Annotated in this window: 24 protein-coding genes, 1 tRNA gene and 1 pseudogene; 12 read left to right on the top strand and 14 right to left on the bottom strand. The window is 63.4% G+C overall.

Going from position 1 to position 22,779, the window contains the following annotated elements; translation table 11 throughout:
• The first annotated feature begins 35 nt into the window (after positions 1 to 35).
• The 5 genes and pseudogenes from V1286_RS27645 to V1286_RS27625 all read left to right on the top strand — a co-directional run bounded on the left by V1286_RS27645 (position 36) and on the right by V1286_RS27625 (position 3,688).
• Positions 36 to 551: a hypothetical protein gene (locus tag V1286_RS27645; RefSeq protein WP_334484973.1), complete on the top strand. Its 516-nt coding sequence runs from the start codon at positions 36 to 38 to the stop codon at positions 549 to 551.
• A 399-nt stretch (positions 552 to 950) separates the two neighbouring features.
• A complete protein-coding gene (locus V1286_RS27640) occupies positions 951 to 2,087 on the top strand; it encodes a DUF2336 domain-containing protein (protein ID WP_334484972.1) in 1,137 nt (378 codons plus the stop codon).
• A 223-nt stretch (positions 2,088 to 2,310) separates the two neighbouring features.
• Positions 2,311 to 2,733 (top strand): DUF5413 family protein, encoded by a 423-nt coding sequence (locus V1286_RS27635; RefSeq protein WP_334484970.1) that lies wholly within the window; start codon positions 2,311 to 2,313, stop codon positions 2,731 to 2,733.
• 224 nt (positions 2,734 to 2,957) lie between these two features.
• Positions 2,958 to 3,152 (top strand): annotated as a pseudogene (locus tag V1286_RS27630) (helix-turn-helix domain-containing protein); the annotation flags it as partial.
• Positions 3,152 to 3,688 (top strand): DUF4112 domain-containing protein, encoded by a 537-nt coding sequence (locus tag V1286_RS27625; protein ID WP_334484968.1) that lies wholly within the window; start codon positions 3,152 to 3,154, stop codon positions 3,686 to 3,688. The pseudogene V1286_RS27630 and the gene V1286_RS27625, both read left to right, overlap by 1 nt.
• Positions 3,689 to 3,769: 81 nt before the next feature.
• Here V1286_RS27625 and V1286_RS27620 read toward each other — a convergent pair whose 3' ends face one another.
• The 5 genes from V1286_RS27620 to msrA all read right to left on the bottom strand — a co-directional run bounded on the left by V1286_RS27620 (position 3,770) and on the right by msrA (position 6,308).
• The gene (locus V1286_RS27620; protein WP_108521386.1) at positions 3,770 to 4,054 is read right to left on the bottom strand and encodes a hypothetical protein; all 285 of its coding nucleotides are present in this window, start codon (positions 4,052 to 4,054) and stop codon (positions 3,770 to 3,772) included.
• A 225-nt stretch (positions 4,055 to 4,279) separates the two neighbouring features.
• Entirely contained in the window at positions 4,280 to 4,444 is a 165-nt protein-coding gene (locus tag V1286_RS27615) for a DUF3309 family protein (RefSeq protein ID WP_108521384.1), read from the bottom strand.
• Positions 4,445 to 4,658: 214 nt separating this feature from the next.
• A complete protein-coding gene (locus tag V1286_RS27610) occupies positions 4,659 to 5,033 on the bottom strand; it encodes a hypothetical protein (protein ID WP_334484966.1) in 375 nt (124 codons plus the stop codon).
• A gap of 123 nt (positions 5,034 to 5,156) precedes the next feature.
• Positions 5,157 to 5,567 carry a peptide-methionine (R)-S-oxide reductase MsrB gene (gene msrB / locus V1286_RS27605; protein WP_334484963.1) on the bottom strand — a complete coding sequence of 137 codons (411 nt, stop codon included), beginning with the start codon at positions 5,565 to 5,567 and terminating at the stop codon, positions 5,157 to 5,159.
• 24 nt (positions 5,568 to 5,591) lie between these two features.
• A complete protein-coding gene (gene msrA, locus V1286_RS27600; RefSeq protein WP_334484961.1) occupies positions 5,592 to 6,308 on the bottom strand; it encodes a peptide-methionine (S)-S-oxide reductase MsrA in 717 nt (238 codons plus the stop codon).
• Positions 6,309 to 6,560: 252 nt separating this feature from the next.
• On the opposite strand from msrA, the gene V1286_RS27595 reads away from it, so the two are divergent.
• On the top strand, positions 6,561 to 8,270 hold the full coding sequence (locus tag V1286_RS27595; RefSeq protein ID WP_334484959.1) for a caspase family protein: 1,710 nt from the start codon (positions 6,561 to 6,563) through the stop codon (positions 8,268 to 8,270).
• Positions 8,271 to 8,405: 135 nt separating this feature from the next.
• Here the strand turns inward: V1286_RS27595 and V1286_RS27590 are convergent, their stop codons facing one another.
• Positions 8,406 to 9,521 carry an ATP-dependent DNA helicase gene (locus V1286_RS27590; protein WP_334489939.1) on the bottom strand — a complete coding sequence of 372 codons (1,116 nt, stop codon included), beginning with the start codon at positions 9,519 to 9,521 and terminating at the stop codon, positions 8,406 to 8,408.
• Positions 9,522 to 9,721: 200 nt separating this feature from the next.
• On the opposite strand from V1286_RS27590, the gene V1286_RS27585 reads away from it, so the two are divergent.
• The gene (locus V1286_RS27585) at positions 9,722 to 10,930 is read left to right on the top strand and encodes an LLM class flavin-dependent oxidoreductase (RefSeq protein WP_334484957.1); all 1,209 of its coding nucleotides are present in this window, start codon (positions 9,722 to 9,724) and stop codon (positions 10,928 to 10,930) included.
• Positions 10,931 to 10,993: 63 nt separating this feature from the next.
• Entirely contained in the window at positions 10,994 to 11,173 is a 180-nt protein-coding gene (locus V1286_RS27580) for a hypothetical protein (RefSeq protein ID WP_334484955.1), read from the top strand.
• Positions 11,174 to 11,246: 73 nt separating this feature from the next.
• Here V1286_RS27580 and flbD read toward each other — a convergent pair whose 3' ends face one another.
• The 8 genes from flbD to V1286_RS27540 form a co-directional block, all read right to left on the bottom strand.
• Positions 11,247 to 12,626, bottom strand: coding sequence for a sigma-54-dependent transcriptional regulator FlbD (flbD, locus tag V1286_RS27575; RefSeq protein ID WP_334484953.1), 1,380 nt, complete (start codon positions 12,624 to 12,626; stop codon positions 11,247 to 11,249).
• 55 nt (positions 12,627 to 12,681) lie between these two features.
• Positions 12,682 to 13,032, bottom strand: a complete 351-nt coding sequence (gene fliN, locus V1286_RS27570) for a flagellar motor switch protein FliN (RefSeq protein ID WP_108521346.1) — start codon at positions 13,030 to 13,032, stop codon at positions 12,682 to 12,684.
• A gap of 19 nt (positions 13,033 to 13,051) precedes the next feature.
• Positions 13,052 to 13,678 (bottom strand): FliH/SctL family protein, encoded by a 627-nt coding sequence (locus V1286_RS27565; RefSeq protein WP_334484951.1) that lies wholly within the window; start codon positions 13,676 to 13,678, stop codon positions 13,052 to 13,054.
• Positions 13,678 to 14,760: a flagellar motor switch protein FliG gene (gene fliG / locus V1286_RS27560; RefSeq protein WP_334484949.1), complete on the bottom strand. Its 1,083-nt coding sequence runs from the start codon at positions 14,758 to 14,760 to the stop codon at positions 13,678 to 13,680. Before fliG ends, V1286_RS27565 begins: the two co-directional genes overlap by 1 nt.
• 6 nt (positions 14,761 to 14,766) lie before the next feature.
• The gene (gene fliF / locus V1286_RS27555; RefSeq protein WP_334484947.1) at positions 14,767 to 16,383 is read right to left on the bottom strand and encodes a flagellar basal-body MS-ring/collar protein FliF; all 1,617 of its coding nucleotides are present in this window, start codon (positions 16,381 to 16,383) and stop codon (positions 14,767 to 14,769) included.
• Between the two features lie 171 nt (positions 16,384 to 16,554).
• A complete protein-coding gene (sciP, locus tag V1286_RS27550; RefSeq protein WP_002714638.1) occupies positions 16,555 to 16,830 on the bottom strand; it encodes a CtrA inhibitor SciP in 276 nt (91 codons plus the stop codon).
• Positions 16,831 to 17,037: 207 nt separating this feature from the next.
• The gene (locus V1286_RS27545; protein WP_334484945.1) at positions 17,038 to 17,736 is read right to left on the bottom strand and encodes a flagellar hook assembly protein FlgD; all 699 of its coding nucleotides are present in this window, start codon (positions 17,734 to 17,736) and stop codon (positions 17,038 to 17,040) included.
• Positions 17,737 to 17,747: 11 nt separating this feature from the next.
• Complete coding sequence (locus V1286_RS27540; protein WP_334484943.1) at positions 17,748 to 19,382, bottom strand: flagellar hook-length control protein FliK; 1,635 nt, start codon at positions 19,380 to 19,382, stop codon at positions 17,748 to 17,750.
• A gap of 345 nt (positions 19,383 to 19,727) precedes the next feature.
• Here V1286_RS27540 and mnmA point away from each other — a divergent pair, with 345 nt between their 5' ends.
• The 4 genes from mnmA (at position 19,728) to V1286_RS27520 (ending at position 22,285) form a co-directional block, all read left to right on the top strand.
• Positions 19,728 to 20,927 (top strand): tRNA 2-thiouridine(34) synthase MnmA, encoded by a 1,200-nt coding sequence (gene mnmA, locus V1286_RS27535; protein ID WP_334484941.1) that lies wholly within the window; start codon positions 19,728 to 19,730, stop codon positions 20,925 to 20,927.
• Positions 20,928 to 20,947: 20 nt separating this feature from the next.
• On the top strand, positions 20,948 to 21,586 hold the full coding sequence (locus tag V1286_RS27530) for a class I SAM-dependent methyltransferase (protein ID WP_334484939.1): 639 nt from the start codon (positions 20,948 to 20,950) through the stop codon (positions 21,584 to 21,586).
• 177 nt (positions 21,587 to 21,763) lie between these two features.
• On the top strand, positions 21,764 to 22,093 hold the full coding sequence (locus tag V1286_RS27525; RefSeq protein ID WP_334484937.1) for a hypothetical protein: 330 nt from the start codon (positions 21,764 to 21,766) through the stop codon (positions 22,091 to 22,093).
• Between the two features lie 115 nt (positions 22,094 to 22,208).
• Positions 22,209 to 22,285, top strand: a tRNA-Met gene (locus V1286_RS27520).
• The last annotated feature ends 494 nt before the right edge of the window (positions 22,286 to 22,779 follow it).

Raw genomic sequence — 22,779 nt, 5'->3', positions numbered from 1 at the left:
CGGCACGACAGCCCGGACTGAGATTCGCGCGTTGCTTGACCATGCAGGCGGTGATTCGCTGGACGTTGGGGACTTCATGGCCGCATAGCCGCATGGCGTCGCCGGTGCACATTTGCTGCGCCTCCGACGAGAAGGCGAGGTTCGGAGTTATGGAAAGCGCCGTCGCCGCGCAGGCGATGGCGAAGAGAGGTGCGATCCTGCTTGTACGGTGGAAAGTCATCGATGCGATCCCCAAGGTTGCGCGCGCGGTGCTGGCCGCTGTTCATTGGGGGCGCTGCACGCGGCTTGCGCTGCCGCACACGTCATCCATCACCCGGGAGTCACCCGGTGTGGTTGCTCGAATTCTGCCGATGTTCGAATCAAAAGTGCTGCGCCGCTCCACCGCGAATTATGCGCCAATGCTGCGAAGCTGCAATGGCTCGCGTCAACACTTTCCTAACTGTTGCGTGCACGACACGTCGAACGAAGCGCAGATGCGCGACAACGCGGTTTTCGAAGAAGGAACAGATGCGGGCCCGCTACCCCACCCTTCCATGGAACGGCTTCCCTGACCCTGCGATCCCGCGGACCTCCGGAGGCGGATGTTGCCCGGCCCGGCGGGCCCCAGCCGGCCGGGCTCGCCTTCCACGCCACAAAACTCAGTACAAATGCGGATAATCCCGGGTTCGAAACAACCACCCGTTAGGGAAGCCCGGGTACGATCGGTGGCTATTGCTCGCACCCGGCTCGTTGCTTTCGTTGGAGTGAAAAGCCTGCCGACACTGGCCTTTCGAATGGCGCCCAAATGCTTGTTCATTCCGCTACCGATGGATCCACGACGACGCCGGCCATCCGCACGATGGCGCGGCCGCGGGAAGCGTTCCCAACCGTGGGCCTGAAGGCATGACGCGAGCCGGCGGAAATGGCGTCATGCGGCGGGCCGGCACGATCGATGCGGAGGTGGGATAGCCATGCCTGCCGCTTCGTCGGATCTGCGTAAAGAATTGAACGGCGCCGAAGAGAGTGGACCCGAGCACGACGCCCGGATTTTTGGCGAGGTGACGGACCTGTTCCTGTCCAATGTCGGCCGTCTCGGCGACTCCCAGATCGCAGCCGTCGATGGCGTCCTCGCCCACCTCGTCGCGCGGGTGGAAGCCGCAACCGTGATCCAGCTCAGCGAGGCGCTCTCCACCATCGAGCGGGCCCCGCGCCAGACCATCCGCCAGCTTGCGTTCCACGAACAGCCCCAGGTGGCCGCGCCGGTGCTGAGAAACTCCAGCTGCGTTTCGGAAGCAGACCTTCTTGAAATCGTCAAAAGCCGTAGCCAGCAGCACCTGCTGGCGATCTGCGACCGGAAGACGCTCAACGAAGCGCTGACGGACGCGCTGATGAGATTTGGCGACGTCAACGTCTCCAACGCGCTCGCCCGGAACTCGGGTGCGCGTTTCTCCGAATGCGGCTACGCGACGTTGGTGGGGCGGGCGGAGCGTGACGAAGGGCTGGCGGAAAAGCTCGGCGTTCGTCTGGACATTCCCGGCAGCTTGCTGCGGGAGCTCATTGGCAAGGTTGCCGACGTGGTTCGCGCGCGATTTCTGACGGCGCCGCGAGCTGTCGTGCGGGAGAAAGCCCAAAATTCCGCCGCGGCCCCCGCCGCACAGGGCGGCGCGGCCCGGAAGGCGATCGACTACACCCAGGCGCAAAGCGAGGTCGTTGCGCTCAATCGCACCGGCAAGCTGAATGATTCGATCGTCAACCGGTTTGCGGTGAGGGGCGAATACACCCACGTGGTCGCAGCCCTTGCCTTGAAGGCCGACGTCAAGGTCGAGGCGATCGAACCCTTGCTCGAACCCGACCGGGTGTATGGGCTGATCGTCGCCTGCAAGGCCGCCCGGCTGAGCTGGTCGACAACGACGATGATCGTCCGCAACCGGCCAGGCTGTCCGCCGTCCACCGACCGGGAACTCGAACAATGCGTCGCGGTGTTTGAGTCGTTGTTGCTGTCGGTGGCGCAATGGACCATTCGATGGGGGTCGGATCGGATTCTTGCCAAGAAGAATGAGCCTGCTGCGGCGCCGGCGGTGGGCAAGAAGATGAGCCAGCCTGCTTGACGCCGGCTTTGCCGACGCGCGAAAGGTGCATCGAAGGTTCCTGGAAAGCTCTTGTAAAGCTCTTGTAAAGCTCTTGGCCCCTTGACTCCATCCTGACTGGATTTGAAATTGCCTGCGGCCAGGGCGTTGATGAGAAGCCGGATCATGTCCGGTTACGGAAGCGCGCGCTTGGTCCGATGGTGATTCTTCTTTCTCGATCCAAAGACTCAACGCAGAGGTCGCCATGAAACGCTATCTGATCTTCGGAGCGATCGGCCCGTTCGTCGGCGGGTTTTTGATGCTGTTCGCGACCACGATGGCCTCGGGCTACTGGAACGAGACCAGCTGGTCGGAGATCGGAAAATTCCTCGGCGCGTTCGTCAAGACGCTGCAGTACAGCTATCTGTTCGGCATCGTGCCGGCGCTGATGGTCGGCGCCATCGACGACATTCTCTATCACGTCAAGCGGATTTCTCCCGCGGTGCGGATGCTGATCCTGGGCGCCATCGGCTTTGCCGCCGCCTCGCTGCTCTATGGCTCGCGCGGGCCGGATACCGGCGTAATGCAGTTTGTGCTCTATGGCGTCGGCGGCCTGGTGCCCGCGATGCTGTCGTCCTGGCTGACGCACAAATACGCCGACATGCCGCAGGCGGCGCATTCGACGTAACGCTTCGCATCGAATCGTAGGGTGCGTTCGCAGGGACGACGACCCGCCTGGACCAGCCGACGCTGCAACAAAAACGGCGGACCTTTCGGCCCGCCGCTCATGCGCAATGTGATTGCAATACGCTTACGTGAAAAAAAGCCCCGAGCCGCTTCAACCGTGGTTGAGGCTTGAACTATAGATTTTTTTCGCGGCCGATCTATCCGGTAAATGCCGGGGTCGGGGCGTTGCGCAAGGCGGCGGACTTGCTGGCGCATGCCGCCAAGCGGCGCATCAGCGACATCGCCTTCGCGTGCCGCTTCAACGACCTGTCCTATTTCAACCGCTGCTTCCGCCGCCGCTTCGGCCTGACGCCGACGGCGGCGCTAATACGCAGTGATAATTTGACGCAACTTGTACCTCGCATTCGCATTACCATCTGATGGCCATGTCAAACGACGATATCTATGCGCCGCACCGTTCACGCTCCGGGCAGTCTTCACGGACGCGCGCGCCCGGGCGCGGCCCGGTCATCGACCAGGAGGGGCGCGAGCTCCCCGAGGCGAACCTGCACACGCAGTTCGAGGGCTTGCGGTTCGATTTCGGCCATTCCGCCGCCAATCCGTTCGGCGATCTGACGCGGGAGCAGCGGCTGGCGCGGCTTGATGCCATCGCCAAACTGCTGGACGTGGCCTTCATCGTGCCCGGCACCAAATTCCGCTACGGCATCGATGGGCTGATCGGCCTGATCCCCGTGGTCGGCGACATCATCACGACGGCGATTGCGCTGTGGGTGGTGCGCGAGGCGCGCGCGTTGGGCGCGCCCTGGCACATCACGGCGCGGATGCTGGGCAATGTCGCGGTTGACGGCGTGGTCGGCCTGGTGCCGGTCGCGGGCGACGCCTTCGACGTCATGTTCCGCGCCAACGTCCGCAACGTGCGCATGCTCAAGCGCTGGCTCGACAAGCAGCCGCGCTGACGCATGACGCTGGAAAAGATGTCGCCAAAAAACATGCCCTCGGAGATGCTCCGAGGGCAGTCGATTTATCGATGCGGAATGTCAGGCCGCGTCGGCCTTGTCTTCGGCGCTGGCGGGCGCACGCGGACGGCGCGGCAGCGGGAAGGCTTCGCTTTCATAGAGCGTGCGGATGCCGCTCTGGTCGAAGCGGGCTTCCTCGACCTGCAGGTAGGCGCCATTCAGCGAGTCCGCCGGCAGCTCCTCGATCGCGAAGCGAACTGCTTCCGCCGCGGTGCCAAAACGCCGATAGGCGAAACCAGCCCGCTTCTTCTTGCGGATCGCGGCGGGAAACAGTTCGGCGGCGGTGTTGTAGCTGAAGGGACGCATGGACGGTGACCTCAATCTTTTTCGGCTCTTGCGTGTGAGCAATGGGGATTGGATGACGGTGGGCCACTATGGCGGGGCCGCGCCGTGCACGTCATTTCAGGTCCCAATATAAGCTTCTTTGACGGAAATGCGACCCCTGAAGCCTGACATCGGGGGTGATGATGAATCCACGCATGGCTGCGTGGAACATAAATTAATTTAAGTTATTTCAATGGCTTATTAGGCTTATAGCTTGCCGAGCAAGAGCAGGATGAGAAGCACGATTAAAATCACGCCACCGAGGCCCATCGTGGAATGGCCGCGGCCGTAGCCATAGCCGCCGAACCGGCCGGAGAAGCCGCCGAGGAGGAATATGATCAGGATAATGACGAGTATCGTTCCAAGCGACATGGCGCGCTCCCCGAAGGCCCGCGGGCGCCCCCCAAGACGTCCCCGCGGCCTGGATCAAAGCATATTCCAAGCCGCAAGTCCTTGGTCCGTCCGCTGAAACTCACACCGTCATTCCGGGGCGATGCGAAGCATCGAACTACGATGTGCAATTGCACATCGGAGAATCTCTTCCGGGTCTGGTCCTTCGGACCATCCCGGAATGACGGCTACGCCGTCATTTCTTCGTCTCGTCGATCGGCAGCACCTTCAACGGCGTCGTATAGGGCTCGACGCGAAGGCTATCGCTGGCGATCAAGCCGATCTTGTGCAGCGGCGCCTGTTCCAGATCGCCGCCGGCGGATTTGCGCACCGCGTATTGCCACGCGCTCATCGAGCCCTTGGCGACCAGCATTTTGGCGACGCCGCCGGCGTTCTGGCCTTCGATCTGGGCAAGGTCGCCCTCGCTGATCCCGATCACGATCTCGTCCTTGGCGGTGATGATTTTGAACAGGGAGACCTTGTCGGCGGCAAAGGCAGGCTGGATCACGACGCTCTCCATGATGAGGGCGGCAAGCCCCAGACCGCACAGCAGACGTTTGGAAATGTGCATTTCGAAATTTTCCTTGAAGTTTGCGCGCCGGGCAAACCGGGAAAAGTGTCCCACCAAACAAAATCCCCGCGCGACCAGCCCTTGGTCGCGCGGGGATTGGAACAAGTTCGACCTCTGCCGAAACTATTTCGGCTGCAGCTTCAAGGCCGCCGAGTTGATGCAGTAGCGCAGGCCGGTCGGGCCGGGACCATCGGGGAAGACGTGGCCGAGATGGCCGTTGCATTTCGAGCACAAAACTTCAGTACGGACCATGCCGTGGCTGACATCGCGCTCCTCGTCGACATGGCTTTCCACGGCGGGCGCGGTGAAGCTCGGCCAGCCGCAGCCGGAATCGAACTTGGCGTCCGATTCGAACAGCGTCTGGCCGCAGCCGGCGCAGGTATAGGTGCCCTTGCGGTGCTCGTGCTCATATTCGCCGGAGAACGGCCGCTCGGTCGCCTTCTCGCGCAGCACGGCGTACTGCATCGGCGACAATTCCTTGCGCCACTCGGCCTCGCTCTTGACGACCTTGCCGGACGTTTTGGTGTCGGACATTTAGCCTCCTTAATTGCTAGCCTTTCAGTTGGTAGCCTTGGCGTTGCTCACCAGCGTCGGCTTCTCGATGTAGTTCTCCGTAAAGATCTTCTTCAGGTTCTCGACCTTCGGAATGTCGTTGAAGGCAATATAGGGCTGGTTCGGGTGCAGCGTCAGGTAGTCCTGGTGATAGTCCTCCGCCGCATAGAACGCCTGCAGCGGGCCGACCTTGGTCACGATCGGCTTCTTGTACACCTTGGCGGCGTTGAGCTGGGCGATATAGGCCTCCGCCACCTTCTTCTGTTCGTCATTGGTGGTGAAGATCGCCGAACGATATTGCGTGCCGGTGTCCGGGCCCTGGCGGTTCAATTGCGTCGGGTCATGCACGACGGAGAAGAAAATCTGCAGGATCTTGCCGTAGCTGATCTTCTTCGGATCGTATTTGATCTCGACCGCCTCGGCGTGTCCGGTCGTGCCGGTGCCGATCATGGTGTAGTTCGCGGTCATCTTGCTGCCGCCGGAATAGCCGGACACCGCGTTGAGCACGCCGGCGGTGTGCTGGTACACGCCCTGCACGCCCCAGAAACAGCCGCCGGCGATCACGGCGGTCTGGATGCCGTCGGCCGCCTGAACGTCGAGCGCGGGCGGGGGAATGATGACGGCTTCCTCCGAGGCGCGCGAGGGGCTGATGGCGACCGCGGCGATGGCCAGCGCGCCGATGGCGGCAGCACACAGCGACAGGCTGAGATGGCGAGGGGACATGGTTTCCTCTTTCGGCAATGGTTGGGGGCAGTCTAGAGCGGGATCGGCGTTTCGCAATCGGCTCAGTTCTCTCCGATGCCCAAGATACGGCGCTGCTTGCGGATTGTTACGGCGTGCGCCACACGAGTTCGTGAATAAGGCCATCCGCCCAAGCATTTAGAGGGGACGCTTGACCGGTGCGGGCTTCCCTTTCCACAATGAACCGCTGGTCGCGCCCCGCGACCAAAATCCATGCGCCGGAGCGTTTTGCCGATGTTGCGGGCCTTGTGGCTGGGTCTCGTCATGCTTGCCGCCACCGGCCCCGCGCGGGCCGCCGGCGATATCGACACCTGCCGGAATTCCACGGCGGAACCCACGGCACGCCTGGCGGCCTGCGAGAGCGTGATCGCCGACGAGAAGATCACCGGCGCGTCCCGGGCAGCCGCCTTCTGGTATCGTGGCGACAGCCTGGTGAAGAAGCGCGATTACGATGGCGCGATCGCGGCGTTCACCGCTTCCCACGAGATCGCGCCCCAGAATATCAACGTCATCAACGCGCGCGGCATCGCCTACAGCTACAAGGGCGACGACGAGCGTGCGCTCGCCGACTACGATTTGTGCCTGCAGTTGCGTCCGACTTACGGCAGTGCCTACAACAACCGCGGCCTGATCTTCATGCGCAGGGGCGAGCTGCAGCGCGCGCTCGATGAGTTCGACCTGGCGGTCAAGCATATCTCCAATGATCAGAGCCGCTACCTGCACCATTACAACCGGGGCCGCCTGCAAGGGTTGATGAAACGGTACGATGCTTCGCTTGCCGACTTCGCCGAGGCGCAGAAGATCAATCCCGACAGTCCGCAAGTTCCGGCCTACCGGTGCATTACCTACACCGGCATGGGCAGGTTCGATGATGCGATCGCCGACTGCAATGCGGCGCTGGCGAAGTCGCCGAACAATGTTTACGGACTGACCAGCCGCGGCAATGCCTATCTCGGCAAGGGCAATCTCGACGCCGCCCTCAACGATTACGACCAGGTGCTCAAGATCAATCCGAACTACGTTCGCGCCTATGTCGGCCGCGGGCAGCTTTTCGAGAAACGCCGTAACCTCACCGCCGCACGCGCCGACTATCGCTCGGCCGCCAACGCCGTGGCGGTCCGGCGCGAGGACATCGACACCACGCTGGCGCGCGCCGTCGCCAAGGAACGGCTGGAAGCCTTGCTGGGCACGGCCGCGCCCGCGGGCAAGGCTTCGTCGTCGACGCCACAACCGGCCGGGCCGCGCAAGGTCGCGCTGATCATCGGCAACGGCGCCTACAGGAATGTTGCCCCGCTGGATAATCCACCGCGTGACGCCAAACTGCTCGCGTCGACCTTTCGCGAACTCGGCTTTGTCACGGTGACGCTGGTGCCGGATCTCACCCGGGATAAATTCTTCGCCACCCTGCATGAATTCGGCATGGAGGCGGAAAAGGCGGATTGGGCTGTCGTCTATTATGCCGGTCACGGCATGGAGATCGGCGGCGTGAATTATCTGATCCCGGTCGATGCCAGGCTGAAGGCCGATAACGATGCGGAGACGCAGGCGGTTGCGCTGGAGCAGGTGATCGCATCCGTGGCCGGCGCGCGGAAACTGCGGCTGGTGATGCTCGATGCCTGCCGCGACAATCCCTTTGAAAAGACCATGCAGCGGACGATTGCGCTAAAACTGGTCAACCGCGGTTTTTCTAATATCGAGCCGGAAGCCGGCTTCATGGTGGTCTATGCCGCCAAGCACGGCGAGACCGCGCTCGACGGCGATTCCCTCAACAGCCCGTTCGCCACGGTGCTGGCGCGCGTCATCAAGGAACCGAAGATCGAGGTGCGCAAGCTGTTCGACATTGTCCGCGATGATGTCTGGAAGGCGACCAATCGTAGCCAGCAGCCGTTCACCTACGGCTCGCTGCCGGGGCGCGAGGATTTTTACTTCGTGGCGGGGAAGTGACGCGCCAGCGTCATTCCGGGATGGTGCGTAGCACCAGACCTCAGATGCGCAATTGCGCATCGGGGAATCTCGAGATTCTCCGATGTGCAATTGCACATCGTTTCGATGCTTCGCATCGCCCCGGAATGACGGTGTCTACACCACCACGCTCAGCCGCTTCGCCGCGCGTGTAATCCCCGTGTAGAGCCATCTTGCCCGGCTGTCCTGGAACGCAAAGCTCTCGTCGAACAGCACCACGTCGTCCCATTGCGAGCCCTGCGACTTGTGCACGGTGAGCACGTAGCCATAGTCGAACTCGTCATAGGGCTTGCGCTCCTCCCACGGGATCGCCTCGATACCGCCCTCGAAGCAGTCGTGGCGCACCGAGACCTTGGTGACCTTGTGGCCGAACTCTTCGTCGGGCGAGAGCCGCATGGTCAGGATTTTTGATTTCGCTCGCGGTTGGGTGCGCGACTTCACCCGCCACAGCCCGCCGTTGAACAGGCCTTTCTTGCGGTTGTTGCGCAGGCAGACCAGCTTGTCGCCGGCCACCGGAAAGGGGTCCTCGATGTTCTGTTTCTGGCGAACGCGCATGTTGTAGGCGCGGCGGGTGTTGTTGCGGCCGACCAGCACCTGGTCGGCGCCCATCACGCGATCCGGATCGAGTTCGCTGCGCGGCACCACCTCGCTCTCGCCATGGCGGCCGATTTCGAGTTCGCGCCCCTCGCGGATATCCATCGACATTCGCACGATCGGATCGTCCTGCGCCTGGCGATGCACCTCGGTCAGCATCGCGTCGGGCTCGCAGTCGGTGAAGAAGCCGCCGCCCTGGATCGGCGGCAATTGCGCGGGATCGCCGAGCACGAGCAGGGGACAGTCGAACGACATCAGGTCGCGGCCGAGTTCGGCATCGACCATCGAGCATTCGTCGATCACGATGAGCTTTGCCTTGGAAGCGGGCGCGTCGTCCCACAGCTCAAAGCTCGGCTGCTCGACGCCGGATTCCTTGGCGCGATAGATCAGCGAGTGAATGGTGGAGGCGTTGTCGCAGCCCTTGTTGCGCATCACCAGCGCGGCCTTGCCGGTGAAGGCGGCATACTTCACCTCGCCATCGACGCCTTCGGCGATGTGCCGCGCCAGCGTGGTCTTGCCGGTGCCGGCATAGCCGAACAGGCGAAACACCGGCGGCGTGCCGCCCCTGCCGGGCTTGGCCTTCAGCCAGTCGGCAACGGCCTTCAGCGCGGAATCCTGATGCGGCGTGAACGTGGTCATGGGGCCCAGATGGAGAGCAGAGCGGGCGGTGAGGCCGCGACTCAACGGAAGCGTAAAGCTAACCATTCGCGCGCTCCATGCAAGGCTGCTTCCGCGCCACGGAATTGCTGTTTCGCGGTCGAGGCTGGACTTGGGATGCATGGCGAATACACTGCCTGAAAACAACAAGCGGTCATAACAAGCGGTCCTTGGGAGGCGTAATGAAATTCGGCATCTTTTACGAGCTGCAACTGCCGCGCCCATGGGGAGAGGGCGACGAGCTCCGGCTCTACCAGAACGCGCTGACCCAACTCGAGACCGCCGACCGGCTTGGCTATGACCACGCCTGGGTGGTGGAACATCATTTCCTCGAAGAATATTCGCACTCGCCCGCGCCGGAATCCTTTCTGGCTGCGGCCAGCCAGCGGACCAAAAATATCCGGCTCGGACACGGCATTTTTCAACTCACCACCAACCATCCCGCCCGGGTCGCCGAGCGGGTTGCGGTGCTCGATCTCCTGAGCAACGGCCGCTGCGAATTCGGCATGGGCGAAAGCGCGTCGATCACCGAGCTGACGCCGTTCGGCCGCGACATGGAGACCAAGCGCGAGGTGTTCGAGGAGGCTGTCGCAGCGATCTTTCCGATGTTCACGAAAGTCGGCACTGAGCATCATGGCAAGTATTTCGACATTCCCCTGCGCAACGTGGTGCCCAAGCCTGTCCAGAAGCCGCATCCGCCACTGTGGATGGCGTGCTCGCAACTGCCGACCATTGAGCGCGCCGGCGAGAACGGCTTTGGCGCGCTCGGCTTCCAGTTTGTCAGCGCGGAAGCGGCGCATGCCTGGGTGCACGCTTATTACAACGCGATCACCAAGCGCTTAAAGAAGCTCGCCGATTACGAGATCAATCCGAACATGGCGCTGGTCTCGTTTTTCATGTGCGCCAAGACCGACGAGGAAGCGCGCGCCCGCGCCGACGGCGCCACCTTCTTCCAGTTCGCGCTGCGCTATTACGGCGCGGCGCAGAATCGGCAGCGCCCGGACCCGGGCACGGTCAACATGTGGGACGAGTACAACAAGTGGAAGCGCGACAATCCGGAGGCGCAGGAGGCGGCGCTGCGCGGCGGCCTGATCGGTTCACCGGAAACCATCCGAAGGAAGCTGCGGCGTTTCCGCTCCTCCCATATCGACCAGGTGATCCTGCTCAACCAGGCGGGCAAGAACACCCATGAGCATATCTGCGAGTCGCTCGAGCTGTTCGGCAAGGAAGTGATGCCGGAATTCCAGAACGACCCCGAGCATGACGCGTGGAAGAAGGGCGTAATGAGCGGGGCGATCCAGCTTGAGGAGATCGACACCGAGGCGTTCAGGGATCGTTACGGCAAGCTCGCAGTCAACGTCGCGCCGGCGCAGAAAGTGGCGGCGGGATAGTGGTTGGGCCGGTGCCCCACGGTGTGTTAGCCTAGCGAAGGCTCAACGTGGTGCGACTGTCTGATGAAGCGATTGGCGACCTGGGTATTTTACGGAATCGGCGCAGTCGCGATCGCTTATCTCGCGCTGTACGCCTATGCGGTCTTTACCGGGCGCGACCTGCAGCCCGGCGATCCCATTCGCATCTTTCGCAAGCCCGACGCGCCTAGTTATTCCGGTGTCTCAACGTCATTGCGAGCGTAGCGAAGCAATCCACCTCTCCGCCTGTGGTGCATGGATTGCTTCGCTCCGCTCGCAATGACGTTGAGGGTCTTGCTTAACCCGCCGCGACAAAACGCTGATGCTCACCCGCGCCCGCCGGGGTGATCGGAATGCCGCCGTCGGCATATTCGTTCAGCTTGTTGCGCAGCGTGCGGATCGAGATGCCGAGGATGTTGGCGGCATGGGTGCGGTTGCCGAGGCAGTGCTTGAGCGTCTCCAGGATCAGGTCGCGCTCGACGTCGGCCACGGTGCGGCCGACCAAAGCGCGGGTGACCTGCTCGGCGGCAAAGGTCGCGTGCGCCACCGCCGGCGCGGTCTTGGCGAGGTCGAGGCGGTCACCGTCAGGCGTCAGGATCGCGTCGGCGCCGATCTCGTCGCCCTGCGCCATCAGCACCGAACGATGGATAGTGTTTTCCAGTTCGCGGACGTTGCCCTGCCAGCGGTTCGACGTCAGCACGCGCCTTGCGTCGGCCGAGATCGGGCGCAGCGGCACGCCGTTGGCGTCGGCATATTTCTTCGCAAAATGCTGCGCCAGTTCGAGGATGTCGGCCGGACGGTCGCGCAGCGGCGGGATCTTCAGGTTGACGACGTTAAGACGGAACAGCAGGTCCTCGCGGAACGTGCCTTCGCGCACGGCCTCGGAGAGATTGCGGTTCGAGGTCGCGATGATGCGGATATCGACCGGCACCGGCTTGGTGCCGCCGACGCGGTCGATGACGCGTTCCTGGATGGCGCGCAGCAGTTTGGATTGCAGGCGGACGTCCATCTCCGAGATTTCGTCGAGCAGCAGCGTGCCGCCGGTCGCTTCCTCGAACTTGCCGATGCGGCGGGCGACGGCGCCAGTGAAGGCGCCCTTCTCGTGGCCGAACAGTTCGGACTCCAGCAGATGCTCAGGGATCGCCGCGCAATTGATCGAGATGAACGGCCGCTTGGCGCGGGTCGAGCGCGAGTGGACGTAGCGCGCCAGCACTTCCTTGCCGGTCCCGGATTCGCCGGTGATCATCACGGAGGCATCCGAGCCTGCGATCTGCTGCGCCAGCTTGATCACCTTGCCCATGGCTTCGTCGCGATAGACCAGATCGCGTGAATCGTTGGCGACGGCGGCGAGCACCGCGGCGATCAGTTCCGGATCGGGCGGCAGCGGGATGTATTCCTTGGCGCCGGCATGGATAGCGGCGACCGCAGCGCGGGCGTCGTTGGAGATGCCGCAGGCCACGATCGGCACGTGGATGTGCTCGGCTTCCAGCCGCATCACCAGGTCGCGGATGTCGAGGGCGACGTCGACCAGCAGGAGGTCGGCGCCCTTGCCGCCGCGCAGCACGGCCATCGCCTGTTCGATCGCCTCGGCGTGGGTCACCGATGCGCCGTTTTCCATCGCGATCTTGGTGGCGGTCGTGAGTTGGCCCTTCAAGGTGCCAACGATGAGAAGCCGCATTTTTTATCTCCTGTTCGTCTGTTCGCGCCGTTCGCGGCGCGTGTCGCCAAAACTATTAGCTGCGTTCCGCCTTGATGATTTCCGTCATGGTGACGCCGAGCTTGTCTTCGACCAGCACGACCTCGCCACGCGCCACCAGGCGGTTGTTGACGTAGATGTCGATGGCTTCGCCGACGCGGCGGTCCAGTTCGAGCACGGTGCCGGGGCCGAGCTTCAACAGCTCGCCGACGTCCATCTTGGAGCGGCCGAGCACGGCCGAGACCTGCACCGGCACGTCGAACACGGCTTCGAGGTCGGCCGCGATGCGCGAGGCCTGTTCGTCCTCGTTGTAGGCGAGATCATCGATCGGCGGGGCGTCCGCGGCGTTGAGATCCGGCAACGGTACCTGTGCGTCGGTATCACTCATGGTTCAGTCCTCATGGCCTCTACGTTCCGGCCTGATCGCGGGACGCCAGATAGCGCCCGACGAGTTCGCTGATCTTCGCTTCGATGACCGCGCGTTCCAGCACCACGCCGCCGTCGGCCCATTCGATCCGGCAGTCGCCGGTCGCAATTCCGGGCTCGGCTAGGATCACCAGCCGGCCCTCGAAGCCGCTTTGGGCTGCCCGCCGTTCGATGTTCTCGCGGGCGGCCTCGTAGAGCTGGTCGTTGATGCGAACGACGAGATGCGGGGTGGCAACCAGATGGGAGAAGCAGTCGCTGACCAGCGCCATGATGTCGCCAAGCGGCTCGCGGGCAACCAGTTCGCTGCACAGCTTGCGCGCCACCGCGACCGCGACATCGACGGCCTCGGTCTCCATCCTGGCCTCGATGCCGGAGAAACGCGTGGCGATGCCGCGGATGGTGATGCCGATCTCTTCCAGCGCCAGCGCCGCGCGGCGGTCGCTCTCCACCCTGGCCTCGTGCTGGGCCGCCTCGTAGCCGGCGCGGTAGGCGCGTGCCTCGGCCTCCGCGACCTTTTGCGCGATCTCGGCGGCCGTGGCGGCACGCTCGCGCGTCCTGTCTGGCGCCGCGAAGTCCGTGTCGAACAGGAATTTTGCGGGTGCGGCCATCAGTACACCAGCTCGTCGTCGGCGCGGTTCTTGGTCAGCGTGATTTCGCCCTTGGCGGCCATGTCCTTGGCGAGGTTGACGAGCAGCGCCTGCGCCTCGTCGACGTCGCGCAGCCGAACCGGTCCCATCGCCGCCATGTCGTCCATCAGCATCTTGCCGGCGCGCGACGACATGTTGCCGAGGAAGAAGGCACGTACCTCCTCATTGGCGCTCTTCAGCGCGATGCCGAGCTTGGCCTTGTCGATATTACGCATCAGCGTCTGGGCCGAGGCGGAGTCGAGCTTGATGAGGTCGTCGAAGGTGAACATCAGCGCCTTGATGCGCTCGGCGGATTCGCGGTTTTCCTCTTCCAGCGAGGTGATGAAGCGGGTTTCGGTCTGGCGGTCGAAATTGTTGAAGATTTCGGCCATCACCTCGTGGGCGTCGCGGCGGCGGGTCTGCGACAAATTGGACATGAATTCGGTGCGCAGCGTCTGCTCGACGCGCTCGATGACTTCCTTTTGCACCGCTTCCATCTTCAGCATGCGGCCGACCACGTCGAGCGCGAGATCTTCGGGCAGGATCGCCAGCACGCGCGCGGCGTGCTCCGGCTTCAGCTTCGACAGCACAACGGCAATAGTCTGCGGGTATTCGTTCTTGAGGTAGTTGGCGAGCACCTCTTCCTGCACGTTGGAGAGCTTCTCCCACATGTTGCGGCCGGCGGGGCCGCGAATTTCGTCCATGATGCCTGTGACGCGCTCGGACGGCAGATATTGCTGCAACAGCCGTTCGGTGGCGTCGAAGGTGCCCATCAGGGCGCCGGATGCCGACATCCGCGAAACGAATTCGAGCAGCAGGTCTTCCACGACATCGGCCTCGACGGTGCCGAGCGTCGACATATGGATCGACAGTTCACGCACCTCGTCGTCAGCAAGGAGTCCCCAGACCTTGCCGCCATATTGTTCGCCCAGCGCCAGCATCAGGATGGCGGCGCGCTTCGGGCCGCTCAACGGCTTGCCCTTGGGCCGGGAGTTCTGACGGCTCGCCAGCGCCGAGATGACGGTGGTGATGTCGTTGGCATTGTTGGTTTGCGGTACGGCCATGTCAGGTCACTCGGCGGGTTCGCTGAGCCATTGGCGAACAATGGAAGCGGTCTCGTTCGGATTTCGTTCGGCCAGTTCGCCGACCCGGTGCACGGCCTGCGCGTGGACCTGGCCCTGGACCTGGGCGACGTCGATCAATTGGGCGGTGCCGCTGTTGCCGGCGATCAGCGCCTGCCCGGGCCCGAGTTCGGCTGTGCCGTCGGTCAAAGCCGGCGCCGGTTCGGCCAGCGCGGGAATGACTTCGGCAGCCAGGATGCGCTTGACCAGCGGGCGGATCACCATGAACAGCACCACCAGGCCGAGCAGCATCATGACGCCGAGTTCGATGACATACATGACGTCATCCTTGGTGAACTGCAGCATGCCGAGAAGGCCGGTCGGCTCAACGACCGCAGGCACGGTCGGCGCTTCGGCAAAGCGAAGATTGACGACCTCGACCTGGTCGCCGCGCTTCTGGTCGAAGCCGATCGCCGAGCGGACCAAGGTGGCGATGCGGTCGAGCTGTTCCTTGTTGCGGTCCTGATAGACCATTTCGCCTTTTTCGTTCTTGGAATAGGCGCCGTCGACCAGCACCGCGACCGAGATCCGGTTGACCCGTCCGGCCTCGGTGACCTCGGTCTTGGTGGTGCGGGAAATCTCGTAATTGTTGGTCTCTTCGCTCTTCTTGCTCTGGTCGCGGGCCGCAGGCCCAGTGGTGTTGGTCTGGTTGCCGGGCAGTTCGTTGTTAACCGTCACCTGGCCGTTGTTCTCGGCGGTCAGCGAGGATTCCTCGCGGGTCTGGGTGGAGCGCAGCACGCGGCCCTCGGGATCGAACTTGTCCGAGGTCTGGGTGACCTTGTTGTAGTCGAAATCGGCGGTGAGCTGGACGCGGGCGCGACCCTGGCCGACCACCGAGGAGACGATCGCCTCGACCTCGTTGCGCATGCGCTTCTCGAACGCCGTGCGGCGCTCGTCGCCGACCGCGTTATCGGAGTCCTTGCCGGCGCCGTCGGCCAGCAACCGGCCGGCCTCGTCGACGATCGACACCCGCTGCGGCTTCAGCCCGTTGACGGCGGAGGCGACGACATGGCGAATAGCGCGGATCTGCTGAGGTTCGAGGCTGCCGCGCACCCGCAGCACGATCGAGGCCGAGGGCTCCGGCGTTTCGCGCGAGAACAGCGGCCGCTCCGGCAGCACCAGATGCACGCGGGCCGCCTGGATGCGGTCGATGGCGCGGATGGTGCGGGCGAGTTCGCCCTCCAGTGCGCGCAAATGATTGATGTTCTGGACGAAGCTCGTGGTGCCGAGGGCGTCCGATTTGTCGAAAATCTCGTAACCGACTCCGCCGCCCTTGGGCAGATTGCTTTCGGCCAGCTTCATCCGCAGCCGCGTGACCTTGTCCTTCGGCACCATGATGACGGCGCCTTCGTTGCGCAGCTCGAAGGGAATCGCCTGGCGTTCCAGATCCTTGATGATGCCGGAGGAATCTTCGGCGGAGAGGTCGGTGAACAGGGTGGTCATCTGCGGCGTCGTGACGCGCATGATGACAAAGGCGAAGAAGCCGAGCAGCGCGGTCGTCACCGCGACCATGGCCATCAACCGCGACGCGCCGAGGCCTCTCAGGAAAGCAACGAGACTTTGCACCAACCGCCCCCAGGGGATTCGGTCCCTGGGACCGACTGGGCAATTATTGCCTAGGGGATGGTTTCCATATGGTTAACAGCCGTTAAAGCCGCCACGAATAGTTCCGACATGAAAAAAACCGGCTTCGCAAAACGGAGCCGGTTTTCATCAAATCTTTCGGTTCGGGAGAGTTTACTGCCGATATTGCTGGATCCGGGTGGTCCGGAGACCTGCCAGACCATGCTGATCGATGGAAAACTGCCAGGACAGGAATTCGTCGACCGTCAGGGTATAACGGCTGCAGGCTTCCTCGAGGGAGAGCAGGCCGCCGCGGACCGCTGCAACGACCTCGGCCTTGCGGCGGATAACCCACCGTTTCGTGCCGGGCGCGGGCAGGTCGGCAATTGTCAACGGGCTGCCGTCAGGCCCGATGACGTATTTTACCCTCGGGCGATGGGGTTCTGTCATGGCGTACTCACAAACTCTCAACCACTGAACTCACCATGACAACCTACGCCCCGCGGCTTAAAAATTGCCTAAGCCTACGGCTTCAATACGAATCTCCTTGAAAATGACGGAAAATGCGTCCGCCCGGGTTCCCTGTGACGCTTTTGCGTACAATCAGGGGTTGCCGGGTCGGAAGTGACGGATCTAACGATGCGAGTGGTGGGTGCGCTAGCTGGAGGTGGTGGTCGGACGGACCACCCGCTTGATCTTGTCGGTGGTATAGTTTTGGCCGCCGATCGAGAGCAGCGGCGGGGAGGCGCTGAGATCGACTGAATCGACGATGCCCTGGACCTCGGTGGAGATCGCCACGTTGTTGCCGGAGCTGTCCTTGCCGGTGGCGGTCAAGGTGTAGGTACCGGCCGGCCATTGTACGCCATCATTGCCCTTGCCATCCCAGACGAAACTGGAATTGCCCTGTTTGAGCGAATACGACCCGGTAAAGGCGGTCTGGCCTGTCGAATTGGTGATCGTGATCGTCGCGCTGGTGTCTTTCTCGGCCTGAAAATTCCAGGTCGCCGATTTGTCGAACTGCGCCGTGCTGCCGTCGACGGCGACAGTGTTGCCGACATAGACCAGCGCCTGGGTCGCCTGGGCGCTCTTTTCGATTTCGATCAGCGACTTCAACTGTTCGTTCGATCTGAGCTGCTGCTCGACGCCGGCAAACTGCACGAGTTGCTGGGTGAACTGGTTGGTGTCGAGCGGATCCAGCGGGTTCTGGTTCTGCAACTGCGTGGTCAGCAGCGTCAGGAAGGTCTGGAAATTATCCGCAATTCCCGTCGTCTTGTCCGAAGCGGTCTTGTTGCCGGTAGCGGAGCCGGTCCCGGGCGCCGAGACGACCGGCGTCGGCATGTTTACATCAACTGCCATGGCTGTCTCCCTTAAACTCTAATATCAACGCCGCCGCTCGCACCGAGCATGCGGCCATAGTTGCGGCCGGCGACGACGGCCGGCACGCTGTCTTCCTCGCTGACGACGAGGCGATGCGCGTTGGGATTGGACTGGTTACCGTCGTTCTGGCCCTGCGAGGACTGGTCGCGCAGGCTGAACTGCAGGCCGCCATTGCCGGTCGAGAGTCCGGCACTGTCGAGTGCGCGCTGCAACTGGTTGGCGTCCTGACGCAGCATCGACAGCGTTTCCGGCCGCTCGACGGTCAGATGCGACGTCACCTGGCCGTGGCGGTCGACATCGATGCGGACGTCGATGCGGCCGAGTTCGGCGGGATCGAGGCGAATTTCGAAGCTGGTCTTGCCACTCTTGGCGGACGCGGCGATTTCCATCGCAAGTCCGCTGACCGGTACCGGCGCGCTTGCGGCGGCCGTGGCGGTGAGCTGGCTTGCGGCAGCCGGCGTCGTGGCGGAAGCGGGCGGTTGCTGCGCCTGGATCGCACCGGCAACCTGAAGGCCGTTGCCGGAGGAATTGACCGGCGTCTGCCCGATGTCGGAGGCGGCAAGATGCGCGTTGGCTTGGGCGTTAGCGGCCGGCGGCGCGATGGAATTGCCTGACGCGTGGGCGTTCACGGCGTCGGCGATGCCGTTCTCGGACTTCGGCTTGCCCGCGGCTTCGATCGGCGGCGTGACAGCGGGCACAATGGTGTCCGCGGCGGGGGCGGCGGTATCGGTGGTGCCGGCCTGCTCGACTGCCGTCGTGGCACCTTTCCTGCCGAGATCGGCGCTCTTGAGCTGAACGGCGGCTTTGGTGGCGGCGGGCGTCGCCGCGACCACTGCTGCGGCCTGAGCGATGCCGGTTGTGATGGACGGGTCGGCGGATGTGGCTTGGGCGCTAACGGCCTGGCCGATGCCGCCCTGCGCGCCGGTCTTGGAGCCGCCGTCGGCCTGCGCGGCGTTCACGGTGGGAGCGGCTGGCGCCGTCTCGGCGGCGAGCGAGGCGGCGGCTGCGATCGCTGCCGCAGCGATGGCAAGCGGCGCAGTCGCCTTGTCGGTTGCTTGTGTCGCGGAAGCTGTCGCCGCCGGCGCTGCGGCAGCGGGGATGGCAACGGCAATGGCGTCGACCGTCACCACGGCCGTTCCATCCTGCGCCGTCTCAGTCTGATCGGCTGCCGCGGAAGCGTCGCCGGAAGATGCCTGCGTCGTCTCGTCGGACTTCGCGCCATCGGACTTCGATTTGGCGCGGCGGGCCGTCGCGGCTTTGGTGTCGGTATCGGTCTTGGTATCGGCATCGGCGTTGCTGTCGGCTTTGCCGTCGTCGCGTGCCTTGTCGCTGTGTGCTTTGGCCGCGGCGTTGCGATCATTCGAATCGTTGCGCGCGGCCTTGTCCGATGCGGCAGCATTGTCGCGCGCGCGGTTGTCGGATGCGGCTTGCGCATCGTCGGAGCGGCGCGGGGCGGGCGCGTTGTCCTGGGTGCGATTGTCGTTGTTGTTGGCGGCCGTATTGCTGTCGACCAGCGCCGCGAAGCTGTCGTTTCTGGCCAGCGGCTCGGAATCCGGCCGGGCGGACCTCGCCGCCGCATTCTGAAAAGATGCGTTTGCCGATACTTCTGACGTGACACTAACCACGGGCGATCCTCGCGCTGAGCTCTCGGCTACCATTCAGCAAGGACCGGGCCACCCGCCGCGGCAAAAAATATCACGTTATTTCAAAGGCTTGAGGGGGCGGCGGATAAATTGCGGGGCATCATCGCACCCCCCTTTTCTGCCCGGCGGCAAGATTTGCCGTCCTGGACCGTCTCCAAAAATGGTATCGGCTGATTGCCTCGCGCCAATACGGCCTATATTAAAGAGCGGCATCCGATCCGGCCCGGTATGGCCGAACGAGACCTTAAGGCCTTATAATAAAAAGGCTTTTTAACCCTGGCCGCGAGCCGCGCAGCGCGCTTGCGATTGAAGTCGATGACCTCTGGCATGCGAAACAGTCTGGATCTCGAAGGCCGCCCGCAGGACACGCGGATCGTGGTCGCCATGTCCGGCGGCGTCGATTCCTCGGTGACGGCTGCCTTGCTGAAGTCCGAGGGCTATGACGTGGTCGGGATCACGCTGCAGCTTTACGACCACGGCGCGGCCACCCATCGCAAGGGCGCCTGCTGCGCCGGCCGCGACATCCACGACGCCCGCAACGTCGCCGAGCGGATCGGCATTCCGCATTACGTGCTCGACTATGAAAGCCGCTTCCGCGAATCCGTGATCGACAATTTTGCCGACAGCTACGCGCTCGGCGAAACGCCGGTGCCCTGCATCGAGTGCAACCGCTCGGTCAAGTTTCGCGACCTGCTGGCGACCGCGCGCGAACTCGGCGCGAGTGCGCTCGCGACCGGGCACTATGTCGCCTCGCGCCGCCTCGCCGACGGGTCGCGCGCGCTGGTGTGCGCTGCGGACGCCGATCGCGACCAGAGCTATTTCCTGTTCGCGACCACGCGCGAGCAGCTCGATTATCTGCGCTTTCCGCTCGGCGACATGACCAAGCCGCAGGCGCGCGAACTGGCGCGGCGCTTCGGCCTCGAAGTCGCCGACAAGCAGGACAGCCAGGACATCTGCTTCGTGCCGACCGGGCGCTACACCGACATCATCGGTCGCCTGAAGCCGGGCGCGATCGAGCCCGGCGACATCGTCGATCTCGAAGGCCACGTCATCGGCCGTCATCAGGGCATCGTTCATTTCACCGTCGGCCAGCGCAAGGGGCTCGGCATCGCCGCCGGCGCGCCGCTCTATGTCGTCAAGCTCGATGCGGCCAGCCGCCGCGTCGTGGTGGGGCCGCGCGAGGCATTGCGGATGGATCGCATCCGCCTTCGCGACATCAACTGGATCGGCGACGGGCTGCTGGATCGCGTCATCGGCGACGGCATCGAGATGTTCGTGCGCGTGCGCTCGACCCGCGCGCCCCAGCCGGCCTGGTTGCGCGCGGTCGATGGCGGTTATGAGGTCGAACTCGTTGCCGGCGAAGAGGGCGTCTCGCCCGGCCAGGCCTGCGTGTTCTACGATGCGCCGGCGGGACAGGCGCGCGTGCTCGGCGGTGGATTCATCAAGAGCGCGACCGCAACGAATACGGTGGCAAGGGCAGGGGCGCAGCAAACGATGACGCCGCTCCCCGAGGTGATGCGCACTTAAGAAAAATCGGGGCAGAGGGAATGGCTGGGGATATCGACCGCGAGGGGGTCGAAAAGGCTTATGGCCGCTGGGCGCCGGTCTACGATCTCGTGTTCGGCAAGGTGTTCGACGAGGGCCGCCGGTCGACCATCGCGGAAGCCGACAAGATCGGCGGGCGCGTTCTCGACGTCGGCGTCGGCACCGGGCTGTCGCTTTCCGAATATTCGCGCAACACGAAATTGTGCGGCGTCGATATTTCCGAACCAATGCTGCGGCGGGCGCGGAAGCGCGTGCGCGAGTTCGGCCTGACCAATGTCGAAACGCTTGCGGTGATGGACGCCAAGAATCTCGCGTTCAAGGACTCATATTTCGACGCGGTGGTGGCGCAATATGTCATCACGGCGGTGCCGGATCCGGAACGTACGCTGGATGATTTCATCCGCGTGCTGAAACCCGGCGGCGAGCTCATTCTGGTCAATCACATCGGTGCCGAAAGCGGTCCGCGCCGGATGTTCGAACTGGCATTCGCGCCATTGGCGCGGCGGCTCGGCTGGCGGCCGGAATTCCCATGGGAGCGCCTGACCAACTGGGCTGACAAACATGGCGGCGTCACCCTGACCGAACGGCGGCCGATGCCGCCGATGGGGCATTTTTCGCTGATCCGTTTCCGGAAGTCGTGAAGCAATAGCGTTTTCGAGCGAAGCAGTCCCTCGGACTTGATCCGGGGGTGGAGCCCGGTTTCGCGTTAGGAAAACGCGTCAAACAAAAAGCGACAGTTTGACTGCGGAACCTCCGCAAGTGCAGGCCGTTTCCCCTGCATGGCAATGAAACGCGCACTTCTTCTCTCATGTGTGTTGATGGCAGCCGCTGACGTGGCGGCGGCACAGGCCCCGCCGGGTCCGACCACACCGCCGGCCCAGACCGCGCCGCCATCGCCGCAGCGCGCCGCCGATTGCGCGCCTATGCAGCCGTTGCCGAAGCCCGGCGAGAAGGCTCCCGAGGGAACAACCACCGGTCAGCGAGCCGAGCCGCTCGGCGACAAGCTTGCCCGCTCGGACGGCGTATTGTGTCCGCCCCCAGGCGTCGATCCCGAAATGCACGCGCCTGCGCCGCCGAACGGCGGCAAGACGCCGGTGATTCCGCCGCCCGGCAGCCCCGGCGGCGACCCGACAATCCGGCCGAAATAGCGCTATTTCGCAGGCGGTTGGCTGGACCGCCGGCTTTGCTTGACAGGCCCTTAACCCACTCCTTATATGCCGCGCGTTCGCGAATGCGGTATGGTGTGCCGCGAAGGTGAACCGTGGCGAGGTAGCTCAGCTGGTTAGAGCACGGGAATCATAATCCTGGGGTCGGGGGTTCGAGTCCCTCTCTCGCTACCAGCAAAATAAAGGCTTTTCATGCCTCAGTGAGGCCGCAATCGGTTCGTACCACAATTGGTACCACAGTTTCAGAAAACGCTTGGCTTTGATTATGCAGAAATAATTGAATCCTTGCAGCGCCTTGCGAGGAGCGTCGAAACCTCACCAAAACGTGGGTCGGCGAGCACGCCGCAGCTTAGCCCTCTCAAGGCTGAAACAGGGGTTCGATTCCCCTAGGGAGCGCCAGCAAACTCAGGCACTTAGGTAGCTATCGGCCGCGTTCGTTGAATAACGGTTGAATAAGACGCTGGTGAACAGCGGCGAACGCCTGAGGAATTTGTTGCCGACATTAGGGGGACTAGCCTCGGCGCGATGCCTCAATGTGGCTGCCGCATTCGCGAAAAATTTCCTCGTCGCCCTTGATGTCCGGAAATATTCAAAGCGCCGCTGAGGTGCGCTGTCGTACGCGAGCGCCCTCGGATGTTCGCATTGACGTTGCTCGTCGCACAATCAAC

Origin of the sequence: Bradyrhizobium algeriense, from assembly GCF_036924595.1 — a bacterium.
GTDB classification, from domain to species: Bacteria; Pseudomonadota; Alphaproteobacteria; order Rhizobiales; family Xanthobacteraceae; genus Bradyrhizobium; species Bradyrhizobium algeriense.
The sequence above is the reverse complement of the archived record's forward strand: the minus strand, read 5'-3'. Positions and strand labels throughout refer to the sequence as shown.

Bases quoted from the DNA above. Each gene is read 5' to 3' on its own strand.
- V1286_RS27640 (WP_334484972.1), top strand. From the start codon at position 951: ATGCCTGCCGCTTCGTCGGATCTGCGTAAAGAATTGAACGGCGCCGAA.
- V1286_RS27635 (WP_334484970.1), top strand. From the start codon at position 2,311: ATGAAACGCTATCTGATCTTCGGAGCGATCGGCCCGTTCGTCGGCGGG.
- V1286_RS27625 (WP_334484968.1), top strand. From the start codon at position 3,152: ATGGCCATGTCAAACGACGATATCTATGCGCCGCACCGTTCACGCTCC.
- V1286_RS27620 (WP_108521386.1), bottom strand. From the start codon at position 4,054: ATGCGTCCCTTCAGCTACAACACCGCCGCCGAACTGTTTCCCGCCGCG.
- V1286_RS27615 (WP_108521384.1), bottom strand. From the start codon at position 4,444: ATGTCGCTTGGAACGATACTCGTCATTATCCTGATCATATTCCTCCTC.
- V1286_RS27610 (WP_334484966.1), bottom strand. From the start codon at position 5,033: ATGCACATTTCCAAACGTCTGCTGTGCGGTCTGGGGCTTGCCGCCCTC.
- msrB (WP_334484963.1), bottom strand. From the start codon at position 5,567: ATGTCCGACACCAAAACGTCCGGCAAGGTCGTCAAGAGCGAGGCCGAG.
- msrA (WP_334484961.1), bottom strand. From the start codon at position 6,308: ATGTCCCCTCGCCATCTCAGCCTGTCGCTGTGTGCTGCCGCCATCGGC.
- V1286_RS27595 (WP_334484959.1), top strand. From the start codon at position 6,561: ATGTTGCGGGCCTTGTGGCTGGGTCTCGTCATGCTTGCCGCCACCGGC.
- V1286_RS27590 (WP_334489939.1), bottom strand. From the start codon at position 9,521: ATGACCACGTTCACGCCGCATCAGGATTCCGCGCTGAAGGCCGTTGCC.
- V1286_RS27585 (WP_334484957.1), top strand. From the start codon at position 9,722: ATGAAATTCGGCATCTTTTACGAGCTGCAACTGCCGCGCCCATGGGGA.
- V1286_RS27580 (WP_334484955.1), top strand. From the start codon at position 10,994: ATGAAGCGATTGGCGACCTGGGTATTTTACGGAATCGGCGCAGTCGCG.
- flbD (WP_334484953.1), bottom strand. From the start codon at position 12,626: ATGCGGCTTCTCATCGTTGGCACCTTGAAGGGCCAACTCACGACCGCC.
- fliN (WP_108521346.1), bottom strand. From the start codon at position 13,032: ATGAGTGATACCGACGCACAGGTACCGTTGCCGGATCTCAACGCCGCG.
- V1286_RS27565 (WP_334484951.1), bottom strand. From the start codon at position 13,678: ATGGCCGCACCCGCAAAATTCCTGTTCGACACGGACTTCGCGGCGCCA.
- fliG (WP_334484949.1), bottom strand. From the start codon at position 14,760: ATGGCCGTACCGCAAACCAACAATGCCAACGACATCACCACCGTCATC.
- sciP (WP_002714638.1), bottom strand. From the start codon at position 16,830: ATGACAGAACCCCATCGCCCGAGGGTAAAATACGTCATCGGGCCTGAC.
- V1286_RS27545 (WP_334484945.1), bottom strand. From the start codon at position 17,736: ATGGCAGTTGATGTAAACATGCCGACGCCGGTCGTCTCGGCGCCCGGG.
- mnmA (WP_334484941.1), top strand. From the start codon at position 19,728: ATGCGAAACAGTCTGGATCTCGAAGGCCGCCCGCAGGACACGCGGATC.
- V1286_RS27530 (WP_334484939.1), top strand. From the start codon at position 20,948: ATGGCTGGGGATATCGACCGCGAGGGGGTCGAAAAGGCTTATGGCCGC.
- V1286_RS27525 (WP_334484937.1), top strand. From the start codon at position 21,764: ATGGCAGCCGCTGACGTGGCGGCGGCACAGGCCCCGCCGGGTCCGACC.